The organism is Allofournierella sp. (assembly GCF_017889395.1).
Taxonomy (GTDB): Bacteria; Bacillota; Clostridia; order Oscillospirales; family Ruminococcaceae; genus Allofournierella.
Window position 1 is genome coordinate 1 of record NZ_JAGHKE010000009.1, and the last position, 12,965, is coordinate 12,965.

Genomic DNA, 12,965 nt, shown 5'->3' on the forward strand with positions numbered 1-12,965 from the left:
GCTGCCGGAGGGTACTTATCCGGTTCTTACTCTGGCGGATGGTCTGGTGGACGGCTACCCCATGGTGCAGCTTGCGTACAAGGGCGAAACCGTGTACGCCGCCCTTCTGGACGACCGATGCCGCATCATCGATGGTCCGGTGGACAGCCTGACCATGCGCCTGACGCCAGTTCCCAACGAGGGGGACCGGCGCAATATCGAGAACCACTGCAAAGGCCTTGGCTTTGCGGCGGAATGGCTCTGGTGAGGTGGCGCCGATGAACGAATGGAGCGTAGTAGGTGTGCTGGTGGTGCTGGTCGGACTGTTTCTCTCGGTGGGTGCGCCGGTGATCCGGCTGAACAGCACCATTACCAAGCTCTCCACGCTGGTAGAGGGACTGCGGGACCGGCAGGTCCAGCAGGAGCAAAATAATAGCGACAGCCACCGGCGCATCTGGAAACACAGCGAAGAACAGGACGCGGTTCTCAACGACCATGAGACCCGCATCACGATTTTGGAAAGGAAGTAATGAGAAGATGAAGAACATCAACTGGAAAGTGCGCTTGACGAATAAGACCTTCTGGCTGAGCCTGATCCCGGCGGTGCTGCTGCTGATTCAGGTGGTGGCGGCGGTGTTCGGTTACGCTCTGGACCTGGGCGAGCTGGGCAACCGGCTTCTGGCGGTAGTGAACGCCCTCTTCGCCGTGCTTGCGATCCTGGGCGTGGTGAACGACCCCACCACCCAGGGTGTGGCTGATAGCAAGCAGGCGCTTACTTATGTGACCCCCAAAGCGAAAGAGTAAGGGAAAGCCCCCGAACCGTCCGGAAATTCCGGATAGTTCGGGGGCCTTTTTGCGTTGTAGGTACACACATAAGGTACACACTTTTATTTTTCTATCTGCATAATTGTTTGCATATTGCAAAGTTTATTCGATTTTAAGCAAGTATTTTTCCTATAAAAGCATATTATTTCGCATAAAAAAATAATCGCGGTGGTTCGAATCCCTCTCTTTCCGCCAAAGAAGAGAACCGATCGAGCAATTGCTCTTTCGGTTCTTTCTTTTTGCAGTAGAGTAGAGAAGGGATTCGAACCCGAAAGGGTGATTGCCGTGAAGAAAACCTGCCGGCGGCAGGTTTTCAGGCGATCTGCGCGCCGGGGCGATGCCCCAAGCGCGGGAAGCTTTGCGGAGCAAAGATTTCCAAATCCCTCTTTTTCCGCAAAAAAATCCGCAAGCTGAAGGGCTTGCGGATTTTTTCATTTTGCAAAGATCTAAACGGGGAATAAACCCCGAAACAGTATAAAAAATCCCCCGGCTGCAAAACCGGGGGATTTTTAAACGGCAGAGATTACTTCTCAGCGATGGCTTCGATCTCGCACAGGGCGCCCTTGGGCAGGTCCTTTACAGCCACGCAGCTGCGGGCGGGCTTGGAGGTGAAGTACTTGGCGTACACCTCGTTGAAGGCAGCGAAGTCGCTCATGTTAGCCAGGAAGCAGGTGGTCTTCACAACCTTGTCCAGGCTGGAGCCGGCAGCATCCAGAATAGCGCCAACGTTTTTGCAGCTCCACTCAGCCTGAGCGGCGATGCCTTCGGGCATGGTGCCGGTCGCGGGGTCAACGGGCAGCTGGCCGGAGGTGAATACCAGATCACCCACTACGAAACCCTGAGAGTAGGGACCGATGGCGCCGGGAGCGTTTTTGGTATCGATGATAGTCATGATAGAAGTCCTCCTTGGATCGAATCTTGACGCAGTTCACTGTGTGCGTGTGCACAATAATGAAGCTGCTTAACTACGTCTATAACTATAGCAATTTTGCATGGAAAATGCAATGGGGATTTTCTCTGCTGTTTCAGGAAGCATTGCCCTTCGCCTTTACGGCATTTACCAGCCAATCCTTGCCCTCGACCATACGAGCCACCATCATGGAAGCGATGGTGTCGCCGGAGGCGTTCAGGCAGGTAGCAGCAGGGTCAAACAGGAAGCCCAAAGTAGCAATCAGGGGGAAGGCCTCAGCGGGGAAGCCGAACATGCTTACGATGAGCATTTCACCCACCAGGCCGCCGCCGGGCGCGCCGGACAGAACAAAAGCGGACAAAATGGCAACCACAATGGCCATGGCATAGGTGCTCGCGCCGGTAAAGGGCATGTTGAACACGCCGAAGAGGAAGGCGATCTTGGTGATGGAGCTCAGCACTGAGCCGTCCATGTGCATGGTGCAGCCCATGGGCAGAACCAGGTCACTCACATCCTTGGGAACGCCGATTTTGTCGCAGGTTTCCTTGTTGACGGGCAGGGTGGCGGCGGAGCTCTGGGTGGCAAAGGCGGTCACAGCGGGGGTGAAGATATACTTCAGCATCCGTTTCACACCCAGTGCACCACCGGCGAACAGTGCATACAAGGGGAAGAAAACAACCACATACAGCAGGCACAGGGGGTAATATACCGCCATGGATCGGCCGTAGTCGCCAATGATTTCAGGACCGTATTCGGCTACCAGATTGGCAAAGTAAGCACCCAGACCAATGGGGGCAATGTTCATAATAAGGCCAACGAATTTCATGATGATGTCGTTCAGATTGGCCAGCAGCTTGCCTACAGGGCTCTCATCACCGCCGCAGGCGGAAACGCAGAAGCCGAACAGAATGGCAAAAATGATCAGCGGCAGCATGTTGCTCTTGCTCAGCAGGCCGGAGAAATCATCCACGGTAAGAGAGCCCACGATCATATCGCCAACGCTCTGCATTTCACCCATCTCAGCGGTACCCATCTGAATGTTGGTTCCGGCGGAGGGGCTGAACAGCTTAACCCATACCAGTACACAAACACCGGCAATGGCACCGGTGGCCAGGAAGCTGAAAATGGTACTGCCCAGGATTTTGCCCAGACGCTTCATGTTGGCCATGCTGCCCACGGCGGAGGAGATGGATACGAATACCAGCGGAACGATGATGGTGAACATCAGGTTCAAAAAGATCTGCCCAACAGGCTTCAAGGTTTGCCCAAGGCTGGGGGAGACGATGCCGATGACGGAACCGATTGCTATGCCGCCCAACAGCAGGATGGGGAGTTTGTACTGCTGCCACAAGGACGCTTTCTTGGTGGTAGTGTTAGACATGATGATTCTCCTTTTCCTTTATCGTCCCGTCCGCGCGGGACGTTGTTACGGGTTATAATGCCTTCACAGCCTCTTCCAGCTGTTTCATGGCCTGTTCCAGAACCTTGCGGGAGCAGGCTGCGTTCAAACGCATGAAGCCGTTCAGGCTGCGGCCGAAGCTCCAGCCCTCATTCAGGCCGAGGCCGGCCTTCTCAATCATGAAGCGGCGCAATTCCTCGTTGGACATACCCAGCTCGCGGCAGTCCAGCCATACCAGGTAGGTAGCATCCGGCAGGTTGGGCTTGATTTGGGGAATATGAGCCGCGCAGTAATCCCGAATGAAGTTGAAGTTGCCGTCGATGTACTCCAGCAGCTGATCCAGCCATTCCTCGCCCTCATTGAAGGCGGCCTCCATGGCGGTCAGGCTGAAGGCATTGTTGCGGTGGATGTCCATATTCATCCAGGCTTTGTCATACAGCTCCTTCATCCGCATGTTGGGGAACACGGTGGTGGAAGCCTGCAGGCCTGCCAGGTTGAAGGTTTTGGTACCGGAGATGCAGCTGATTACTTCACTGGCCACCTGCTCGGACAGGCTGGCGGTGGGGATGTGGGTTTTGCCGTGGAAGATCAGGTCGGAATGGATCTCGTCCGAAACCATCAGCACACCGTATTTTCGGCACAGGTCAGTCATGCGGGTCAGCTCCTCGCGCGTCCACACGATGCCCAGAGGATTGTGAGGGCTGCACAGCAGGAACATGCTCACCTGGGGCAGCTTGGCTTCAAAGTCCTCCCAGTCCACGGTCCACTTGCCATCCTTTTCCACCAGTTGGTTCTCAACCACAGTGCGGTTCCAGGCTTCGGTCACGTCGTAGAACTCGCCGTAAACCGGGGTCTGGATCAACACCTTGCTGCCTTCCGGAGTGAACAGCTTCACCAGCATGCTCAGCGCGGGCACAACGCCCAGGCTCCAGCTCACCAGGCTGCGGTCGATGGTCCAGCCGTTGCGGCGCTTCTGCCAGTTGCAGATGGCCTCAAAGTAGCTGGCCGGGCGGCTGGTGTAGCCCCAGATGCCCTCCTGTGCCCGGGCAGTCAGCGCATCGATCACCGGCTGGGGGGCTTTGAAGTCCATGTCCGCGATCCACAGAGGAATCACCTTGTCAGTGCCGAACTTCTTAATCCGCTCGTCGTACTTGGCGGCATTGTTTTTGCTGCGGTCCACAACGGTGTCAAAATCGTATTTCATAAAATCGGTTCCTGCCTTTCTGTTTGGGCGCTTGCCCACGTTTCTCTGCCCAGATTATAGCAAAGAGTGTGCCAAAAGCGAAGAGGTGGGTGACGTTACCATCCATTTCGGCGTTTTAACGGTTTTGATTGTTTGCGTTGCAGCAGATTGACGGTAAAATCTGGATGTAGTCAATTGCATGGAAAAAGAAAAACAGGCCGGTCCGCAGAAGAAAGCACGCGGTACCGGCCTGTTCCTTATATATAAGAAAATCGACGATCAAAAACGGTTAACCAATAAATGAAAATGGTTGATTTCGGATGAACTACAGGTTAAATTGGTCATAACTGGTTGTCTGTGGTATGGGCGGTCAACAGCTGAAGTCCCTCTTCGGTCAGGTGACTGCCACCGCGCCCCCGCTCAATGCGCAGATAACCCAGTTGAGCCAGCTCACTCATCAGGCGGCGGACTTGCTGCTGGGAAAGCGGACGGTGTATCTGTCGAGCGGCAGAAAGCAAACTGTCCCGCCCGGCGGAGCGGCCCTGGCGCGCGGCCTGATAAATTAATTGCAGAACCATCCACTGTTCTTCGTTCAGCTGAGGCGGGGAAGAGGACGAGTCCGGTAAAGATGTCAGAGCCGCAGCCGCTACGCTCACCGGCGGGGTGAGTCTGCCGCCAGTGCTTTCTGCAGGCAGATAGTGGAAGGTAGGCGGCAGATCCTCTGGTGTAATGACCTGGCTGCCGGTGTAGCTGAAATATTCCACCACATTGCGCAGCTCCCGGATGTTTCCCCGCCACTGATGGGCCAGAAGCATCTGCTCCAGCTCCGGAGAAAGGGTGAATTCTACGCCACTTTTCTTTCGGAAATACTCGATGAGCAGCAGCAGGTCACCCTCACGCTGGCGCAGAGGTGGGATGAGGGCGGGCAGGGTGTTCAACCGGTAGTACAGGTCCCGACGGAAGCTACCCTGCTCCACAAGCTCCTCCAGATCTTCATTGGTGGCGGCTACGATGCGCACATCTACCCGAATGATCCGGTTGCCGCCCACCGGCATGATCTCGTGCTCCTGCAGCACCCGCAGCAGCTTGCACTGCAGTGCCGGACTCATACCCTCCACCTCGTCCAGAAACAGGGTGCCCTGATGGGCAAATTCAAACAGACCGGGCTTGCCGCCCCGCCGTGCTCCGGTGAAGGCGCCGTCCTCATAACCGAAAAGTTCGCTTTCCAGCAGGTTTTCCGGCATGGCTGCACAGTTAATGGCCACAAAGGGACCCTGGGCCCGGGGCGATGCATTGTGCACTGCATGGGCGAACAGCTCCTTGCCGGTGCCTGTTTCGCCGATCAGCAGAACAGGCAGGGAGGTGGCTGCCATCTTTTTCAGAATCTCGATGGTGCGCCGGATCGCAGGGGACTCGCCGATTACATTTTCAAAGGTGTATTTGGCCCGGTATCCCTTGGGACTCAACTGGCTGCGCAGTTCATTCTGGCGCTGCTCTGCGTCGCTGAAGCGCTGGACTGTGGCAAAAGCGCCCAGGCAGACCCCGCCCCGCAGCACCGGGGCGACGGTTACGGTCAGGTTGGTACCGCCTGCCCGTACTACCTTGGCGGGGATTGCCTCCTTGCTCTTCAGGCATTGCTTGAAGGGGATATAGGGATACACATCACTGGCCCGGCGATGCAGCGCCAGGGCATTGCTTACCTGGGTAATTTGCTCCAGCTTTTTGTTGCAGGCAAATACCTCGCCCTTCTCGTTCACACCTACCAATCCTTCATCCAAAATGTCCATCAGAATATCGAACTGGCTTTCCAGACGGCGGCTGCGGTTGAACAGCCGGTCAAAGCTGTAGGTGTTGGTGGCCACGATCTCCTGATAATGGTGGAACCGGGGCGTTTCCAGCAGATCCTCCAGACCCAGCTTCAAAGCGGCTTCGGTCATGGTGGCGCTGGTGCAGACGCGCTGGCCGATGTCAATAATCTCCTTCGCGCCTTCCGGCACATAACGCTGCTCGCTGGGAGTGATCACATAATCATAAAGCGACATGTCCGGTTCCGGGCAGCCTGGATGATACAGATCAAACTGCAGCTGATTTACGCCCAGCTGGTTCAGCCGGCTCACCGCTTCGCGGCTCATCTTATCGCTCAGGTTTACGAACAGTACCCGGCTTCCGGCGGGAAGCTTCTGCAGGCGGCGCACCACATCCCACAAAAAGGTCAACTCGATCTCGGCGATTTCCGCATCCAGGGGCAGGTACTGCCGCAGATCGCTGCCCGATTCAAAGGCATCGGTGGAGGTCATATACAAATCATAGCGTCGCCTGGGCAGCTGATTCACCGATCCATCCCGCACACTGTAGACCTGAACGGTTACCTGGTCGGCAAACAGGTCCTTTACCTGCTTGCCGTAAAACCGCCCTGCCAGCGGGTCCCAGGAAATTACAGCAATATTTTTCATAAACAATTCTCCTGCAACCAGTTTTGATAACCAATAACCCAATTATAATCTCAGTTTTAACCGTTTTTGTTTCTCTTGTCAAGGAAAAAAGCCCCATAAAAATATTTCTCGGCGTACTGGTGATGTTGGCACAGTTCTTGCTGCAATGGAGGCAGAAGAAACAATGCCGCGCATTGCGGCAGAGCATAACAGGAAAAAGGAGAGCGAATAACATGCTTACAAAACAGGAAATGCTGGATCTTCTTCATCAGGAAGTGGTGCCCGCTCTGGGCTGCACCGAGCCGGTGTGCGTGGCGCTGGCCGCCGCGGATGCCTATCATGCCATCGGCGGACAGATCGTATCGGTAAAGATGCAGGTAAACCCCGGTGTATATAAAAACGGTATGTCGGTGGGTATCCCCGGGTTTGACCGGGTCGGCCTGAAATATGCCGCTGCACTGGGCGCCTGTCTGGGCAATCCGGAAAAGGGCCTGCAGCTGTTGGAGGAGATCACCCCCATTGTGAGCAAGGAAGCTACCCGCCTGGTGGAGGAAAAGCAGGTGAGCGTGACCATCGCGGAAGAGGAGACCCAGCTGTATGCCCACGCCGAGATCATCACCACCCGGGGCATCGGTATCAGTACCATCCGTAACACCCATTCCAACATTGTTTACACCAGCGCCAACAATCAGGTGCTGTTTGAAAAGGAATACACCGTAGGCGGTGAGGATGAGCTGCACGAGAAGCTGAAGACCATGACCGTGGCCCAGATTCGTGAGCTGGTGGACAGTGCCGCTGAGGAGGAGCTGGCCTTCATGATGGACGGTGCCAAGATGAACGAGACCCTGGCGGATTACGGCCTGGAAAACCGGCTGGGCATCGGCATTGCCGATACCCTGAAGGCACAGCTGCAGGGAGCCATGGGTGACAATCTGTTCAGCAACACTATGGTCCGTGTGGCCGCCAGCGCGGAGGGACGCATGTCCGGCTGCCCTTACGCAGTCATGAGCAGCGCCGGCAGCGGCAATCATGGCATTACCGCCATCATTCCGGTCATGGAGATGGCCAAGCACCTGAATACCAGCCAGGAAGCAACTGTAAAGGCACTTGCCTTTTCGCATATGCTGAACGTTTACATCAAGCTGTTCACCGGCAAGCTCAGCGCCACCTGTGGCTGCGGCGTGTCGGCTGCGGCTGCTTCCGCCGCCGCTATGGTCTGGCTGATGGGCGGCAACGATGCCCAGATGGGCGCTGCCATCATCAACATGAGCGGCAACCTGACCGGTATGATTTGTGACGGCGGCAAGATCGGCTGCGCGCTGAAGCTGGCCACTGCATCCAACGCGGCCCTCATGAGCGCCTATCTGGCCATGGGCGGCGTTGTGGTCAGCGCCAGCGACGGCATCTGCGACACCACCCCGGAAAAGGCCATCCGCAACATGGGCCGTATCAGCAACCCCGGCATGACCGCCACCGACAAAACCATCCTGGATATTATGATGGAAAAGGATAGGGGCTAAAACTTCCTTTTGATTATTTCTTTTTCCTTTCTCTCTTCTCATAAGAAAAACTGCCGCATCGACCAAAACCGATGCGGCAGTTTTTCGTTTTTTCCGGCAGACTGCTTGTGTAGCGGAAAATCAGCCTTCCTGTTCCAGCAAATCCAGCAGTTCACCGGCGTTCTCATCCGGCTTGACCTTTTCCTTGGCCCAGCGGATCACGCCCTCCTCGTCGATCAGGTAGGTGGTACGCACGACGCCCATGCTCACCTTGCCGTAGAGCTTTTTCTCTTTCCACACATCGTAGGCCTGAATGGCTTGCAGCTCAGGGTCAGAAAGCAGCACAAAGGGCAGATCATATTTCTGGGCGAATTTCAGGTGAGAAGCAACGCTGTCCTTGCTGACGCCGATCACCACGGTGTTCTTGGCAGAAAAATCCGCATGACGGGCCGCGAAGGCGCAGGCCTGACGGGTACAGCCGGGGGTATTGTCCCGGGGATAGAAATACAGTACCACCTTTTTGCCCTTGAAATCCGCAAGGCTCACGGTGTTGCCGTCCTTGTCGGTCAGGGTGAAAGCAGGTGCTTGGGTTCCGATTTGCAGCATAAACGATCGCTCCTTTTTCTTCTGAAATAAAAAATTAAATGGTTAGAATTGGTCAGTCGGCCTTCCAGTTGGGGTCCTGTACAAAGACCAAATGGTCAGAGGAGGAGTACTCAGGGGAATAGGCGAAGCCGAACCGGCAGAAGGAACGCAGCTCCTCCGGAGTTTTGCAGTTCTGTTCCGCTGCATGGCGTACCATCGCGCCCCGGGCCATCTTGGCAAAGGTGGCCTTTTCCTTCAGCTTGCCGCCGGTTTCCTGGGCGAAGGTCACCTGAACCCGCCGTACGGAATCGGACAGCTTGCCCAGCACACATTTGCTGTACTCCTTGGAGGCCAAGTCCACTAGGCAGTCGGTCTCTTCGGCCAGCGCATCCGCCAGGCGGCTGCCCCAGAATTCATACAGGGTTTTGCAGCGAAAGCCCACCGGTTTTGCCTGCATTTCCAGCCGATAGGGGGTCACGCCGTCCATAGGACGCAGCAGGCCGTATAAACCGGATAAGATCCGCAGATGTTCCTGCACATAGGCAAGCTCCTCCTCGGTGAACACACCGGGCGACATGTACTGGTACTGAATGCCTTCGTAGGCAAAAAGGGCAGGGGTCAGCGCCCGGCGCAGGTCCATCCTCTGCAGGCGTTCAAAGTTCGGCTCTGCCAGTGCGTCGCTGCAATTCCAAAGAGCCTTACAGGCAGCATAGTCCAGACTTTGCAGATAGTCCTTCAATTCCTCGGCCTGCTCCAGAAAGCGGGGCAGGTCCTGGGGAGCGAAGGAATCGGTATCCACATTCATGGTTTTTGCGGGAGAGATGATGAACTTCATGGCAGAGCCTCCTTTTCGTTCCTATTGTAGCAGAGGTGTGCGAGGTAAAATGTTGCCACGGCAAAATCAGAAGCGCAGCCGCATATCATACCAGACCGCGCCCCCGTGCTGGGAGGCGGAAACGCCCTCGTTTTCAAAGCCGAACCGGCGGTAAAAATCCAACAGCTCCTGCTTGCAGGTGAGTACCACACCCTGACGGACCTGGGCTTTGGCGTCGGTGATCATCCGGCGTATCAGTGCACTGGCATATCCTTTGCCCTGGGCGGCGGGATGCGTCTCCACGCCAAAAAGCATCTGCCAGGCTCCCTGTTCGTTGTGCAGGCCTGCGTCCTCGAACATTTCATCCTGTAAAAGGGGCGAATCGCTCACGCAGCCGTTCACACAGGCCAGAATCTGCCCATCCTCTTCCGCAAGCCAGAAGTGCTCCGGGAATACCGCCAGTCGCTGGGCAAAGGCTGTGCGGGTGGCCGCCTCCTCCGGCGGAAAGCACTGCTGCTCCAGTGCATCCAGAGCATCCAGATCGGTGGGACGGGCATGTCGAATGGTCATAACAGGTCATCCTTTCGGTTAATATCGATACCAGTATACTACAAAACGGTGGCCAGGGGCAGGCCCTGCTGCCGCTTTTTCAGAGCCTGTGGTATAATATTGCCTGTGAACAAACAAAAATAGGGAGAGTAAACCATGAACATCCAGATTTTCGGAACGAACAAAAGCTTCGATACCAAAAAGGCCCAGCGGTGGTTCAAGGAGCGGGGCATCAAATTCCAGATGATCGACCTGAAGGAAAAGGGAATGAGCCGGGGTGAGTTCGACAACGTGTGCCGCGCGCTGGGCGGCTGGCAAAGCCTGGTGGATGAAAACGCAAAGGACAAGGACACTCTGACCCTGCTGCGTTTTCTCGCCCCGGAGCAGCAGGCGGACAAGCTGTTCGAAAACCAGCAGCTGATCCGCCAGCCCATCGTGCGTAATGGCCGGCAGGCCACCGTAGGCTGCTGCCCGGAGGTTTGGCAGACCTGGGAATGACCGGTAAAAACCTTTGCTGTTGATGTTTCGCACAAGGAACCGGGCGCTTTCTTGGCAGTTTTGCTGGTCCATTTTCGGTCCGGTTTTTGGTATCATGAAAGAAAAGGGCTCGCGGTAAACAAAGGCGAACGCGGGCTTCAGGGAAGAGGGGAAATGCCCATGTCCAGAACACCGCATTCCGGTTCGCTGCTGCCCGGGCGGCTGCATGCCACCAGTGAGGTGAACGGCTTCCAGATTCGACCGGGGCTGTTTTTGTCCAATGGAGCCACGCTTGTGCCGGGGGGCGTCAGCTTTACCATTCATTCCTTCAACGGAACTGCCTGTGAACTGTGCTTGTTTCACCAGGCCGACCAGGAACCCTTCGCGGTACTGCCCTTCCCGGAGGAGTGCCGCATGGGCGGCACCTATTCCATGATCGTATTTGATCTGGACATTCAGGACATCGAATACGCCTACCGGATGGATGGTCCCTGCGACCCTGCCCGGGGACTGATTTTTGACCGAACCAAATTCCTGCTGGATCCCTATGCCCGGGCGGTCACGGTGCAGAGCATCTGGGCGGGCGGCGAGCGGCTGGGCCGCACCTACCATGCCCGAGTGGTGGAGGATACCTTCGACTGGGGGCCGGTCCGCAATCCGCGCATCCCGTTCTCGGACATGATCATCTATGAGATGCACGTGCGCGGCTTCACAAAGCACGCCAGCTCCCAGGTGAAATTCCCTGGTACCTTTGCGGGGCTTGAGGAAAAAATCCCCTATTTGCTGGAGCTGGGGGTGAACGCGGTGGAGCTGATGCCCATTTTCGAGTTCGACGAAAAGGCCGAAGAGAGGGTGGTGAACGGCCAGAAGCTGCGCAACTACTGGGGCTACAACCCCATTTGTTTTTTCGCGCCCAATCTGGACTACACCGCTGAGCCGGAGCTGAATCGGGAGAGCATGGAGCTCAAACGGCTGATCCGAAGCCTGAACGAAAACGGCATCGAAGTCATACTGGATGTGGTGTTCAACCACACCGCCGAGGGCGACGAGACCGGTCCGTTCTTTTCCTTCAAGGGCCTGGACAACAACATCTACTACATGCTCACGCCGGACGGCCGGTACTACAATTTCTCCGGGGTGGGCAATACCCTGAACTGCAATCACCCCCAGGTGCGTCAGTTCATTCTGGACTGTCTGCGCTACTGGACGGTGGAATACCGGGTGGATGGCTTCCGCTTTGATCTGGCCTCCATTCTGGGCCGGGATGAGACCGGCAGCCCGTTGTCCAAGCCGCCGCTGCTGGAAAGTTTGGCCTTTGACCCGGTGCTCAGCCACGTGAAGCTCATCGCTGAGGCATGGGACGCGGGCGGATTGTATCAGGTGGGCAGCTTTCCCTCCTGGAACCGGTGGAGCGAGTGGAACGGCAAATACCGAGACGACCTGCGTAAATTCTTAAAGGGCGACGCAGGTCTGGCCGAAGCAGCGGTGCAGCGCATTTGCGGCTCGCCGGACCTCTATCCGCCGGACAAGCGCCCCAACGCCACAGTGAACTTCATCACCTGCCATGACGGCTTCACGCTGTATGATTTGTACGCCTACAATGCAAAACACAACGAGGCCAACGGCTGGAACAACACCGACGGCTTTGACGACAACAACAGCTGGAACTGCGGGGAGGAAGGACCCAGCCAAAACCCGGAGGTGAACGCCCTGCGGGACCGGCTGCGCATGAATGCGCTCACGGTGCTACTGTGCAGCCGGGGCGCGGCCATGTTCCTGGCAGGAGACGAATTCGGCAACAGCCAGAGCGGCAACAACAACGCCTATTGCCAGGACAATGAAATCTCCTGGCTGAACTGGGAGCAGCTGGAGCAAAATCGGCCCTTCTTTGCCTTTGTGCGGCAGCTGATCGCGCTGCGCAAGGCGCACCCGGTGCTGCGGGCGGCCACTGCACCCAGCCGCTGTGGCTGGAAGGATCTTTCCCTGCACAACAACGGCAAAGCCTGGAACAGCGAATTCCTGCCCGAGACCCGCCAGATCGGCGTGCTGTTCGCGGGGCGGGATGCAGCGGATGAAAACGACGATATCCTGCTGCTGGCGCTGAATATGCACTGGAAGCCGCACTCTCAGCAGCTGCCCGCGCCGCCCAAGGGGCTTTGCTGGCAGCTGGTGCTGTACACCGGTGCGGCAGACCCCTTCGCAGCCGGTCCCTTGAACGGCCTTTCGCTGGAAATGGGGCCCCGCAGCGCGGCGGTGTTCCGTCTGGTTCCTACGGGCGGCGGAATTTGATGCCGGCGGGGAAATGGTGTATAC

Annotated in this window: 13 protein-coding genes; 6 read left to right on the top strand and 7 right to left on the bottom strand. The window is 56.7% G+C overall.

From position 1 onward, the window contains the following. The 3 genes from J7G73_RS01925 to J7G73_RS01935 all read left to right on the top strand — a co-directional run. On the top strand, positions 1 to 247 hold a 247-nt coding region (locus J7G73_RS01925), incomplete at its 5' end, for a hypothetical protein (protein WP_291245018.1). 10 nt (positions 248 to 257) lie between these two features. Continuing rightward, the gene (locus J7G73_RS01930) at positions 258 to 509 is read left to right on the top strand and encodes a hypothetical protein (protein ID WP_291245019.1); all 252 of its coding nucleotides are present in this window, start codon (positions 258 to 260) and stop codon (positions 507 to 509) included. Positions 510 to 516: 7 nt separating this feature from the next. Further along, positions 517 to 783: a phage holin gene (locus J7G73_RS01935; RefSeq protein WP_087293352.1), complete on the top strand. Its 267-nt coding sequence runs from the start codon at positions 517 to 519 to the stop codon at positions 781 to 783. A gap of 544 nt (positions 784 to 1,327) precedes the next feature. Here the strand turns inward: J7G73_RS01935 and J7G73_RS01940 are convergent. From J7G73_RS01940 to J7G73_RS01955, 4 genes are all read right to left on the bottom strand, one after another. After that, positions 1,328 to 1,696 (bottom strand): RidA family protein, encoded by a 369-nt coding sequence (locus tag J7G73_RS01940; RefSeq protein ID WP_087293354.1) that lies wholly within the window; start codon positions 1,694 to 1,696, stop codon positions 1,328 to 1,330. Between the two features lie 133 nt (positions 1,697 to 1,829). Beyond that, the gene (locus tag J7G73_RS01945; RefSeq protein WP_291245020.1) at positions 1,830 to 3,095 is read right to left on the bottom strand and encodes a dicarboxylate/amino acid:cation symporter; all 1,266 of its coding nucleotides are present in this window, start codon (positions 3,093 to 3,095) and stop codon (positions 1,830 to 1,832) included. A 52-nt stretch (positions 3,096 to 3,147) separates the two neighbouring features. Further along, the gene (locus J7G73_RS01950) at positions 3,148 to 4,317 is read right to left on the bottom strand and encodes a MalY/PatB family protein (protein ID WP_291245021.1); all 1,170 of its coding nucleotides are present in this window, start codon (positions 4,315 to 4,317) and stop codon (positions 3,148 to 3,150) included. Between the two features lie 320 nt (positions 4,318 to 4,637). Further along, positions 4,638 to 6,749: a sigma 54-interacting transcriptional regulator gene (locus J7G73_RS01955; RefSeq protein WP_291245022.1), complete on the bottom strand. Its 2,112-nt coding sequence runs from the start codon at positions 6,747 to 6,749 to the stop codon at positions 4,638 to 4,640. Positions 6,750 to 6,961: 212 nt separating this feature from the next. On the opposite strand from J7G73_RS01955, the gene J7G73_RS01960 reads away from it, so the two are divergent. After that, entirely contained in the window at positions 6,962 to 8,248 is a 1,287-nt protein-coding gene (locus J7G73_RS01960) for a serine dehydratase subunit alpha family protein (RefSeq protein WP_291245023.1), read from the top strand. Between the two features lie 120 nt (positions 8,249 to 8,368). On the opposite strand, the gene bcp is transcribed toward J7G73_RS01960, so the two are convergent. The 3 genes from bcp to J7G73_RS01975 form a co-directional block, all read right to left on the bottom strand. Further along, complete coding sequence (bcp, locus tag J7G73_RS01965; protein WP_291245024.1) at positions 8,369 to 8,833, bottom strand: thioredoxin-dependent thiol peroxidase; 465 nt, start codon at positions 8,831 to 8,833, stop codon at positions 8,369 to 8,371. Between the two features lie 52 nt (positions 8,834 to 8,885). Further along, positions 8,886 to 9,647: a peroxide stress protein YaaA gene (yaaA, locus tag J7G73_RS01970; RefSeq protein ID WP_291245025.1), complete on the bottom strand. Its 762-nt coding sequence runs from the start codon at positions 9,645 to 9,647 to the stop codon at positions 8,886 to 8,888. Between the two features lie 66 nt (positions 9,648 to 9,713). After that, positions 9,714 to 10,196, bottom strand: a complete 483-nt coding sequence (locus J7G73_RS01975) for a GNAT family N-acetyltransferase (RefSeq protein WP_291245026.1) — start codon at positions 10,194 to 10,196, stop codon at positions 9,714 to 9,716. 135 nt (positions 10,197 to 10,331) lie between these two features. On the opposite strand from J7G73_RS01975, the gene J7G73_RS01980 reads away from it, so the two are divergent. Beyond that, a complete protein-coding gene (locus J7G73_RS01980) occupies positions 10,332 to 10,673 on the top strand; it encodes an arsenate reductase family protein (RefSeq protein ID WP_087184416.1) in 342 nt (113 codons plus the stop codon). A gap of 159 nt (positions 10,674 to 10,832) precedes the next feature. Further along, the gene (glgX, locus tag J7G73_RS01985) at positions 10,833 to 12,941 is read left to right on the top strand and encodes a glycogen debranching protein GlgX (RefSeq protein WP_291245027.1); all 2,109 of its coding nucleotides are present in this window, start codon (positions 10,833 to 10,835) and stop codon (positions 12,939 to 12,941) included. The last annotated feature ends 24 nt before the right edge of the window (positions 12,942 to 12,965 follow it).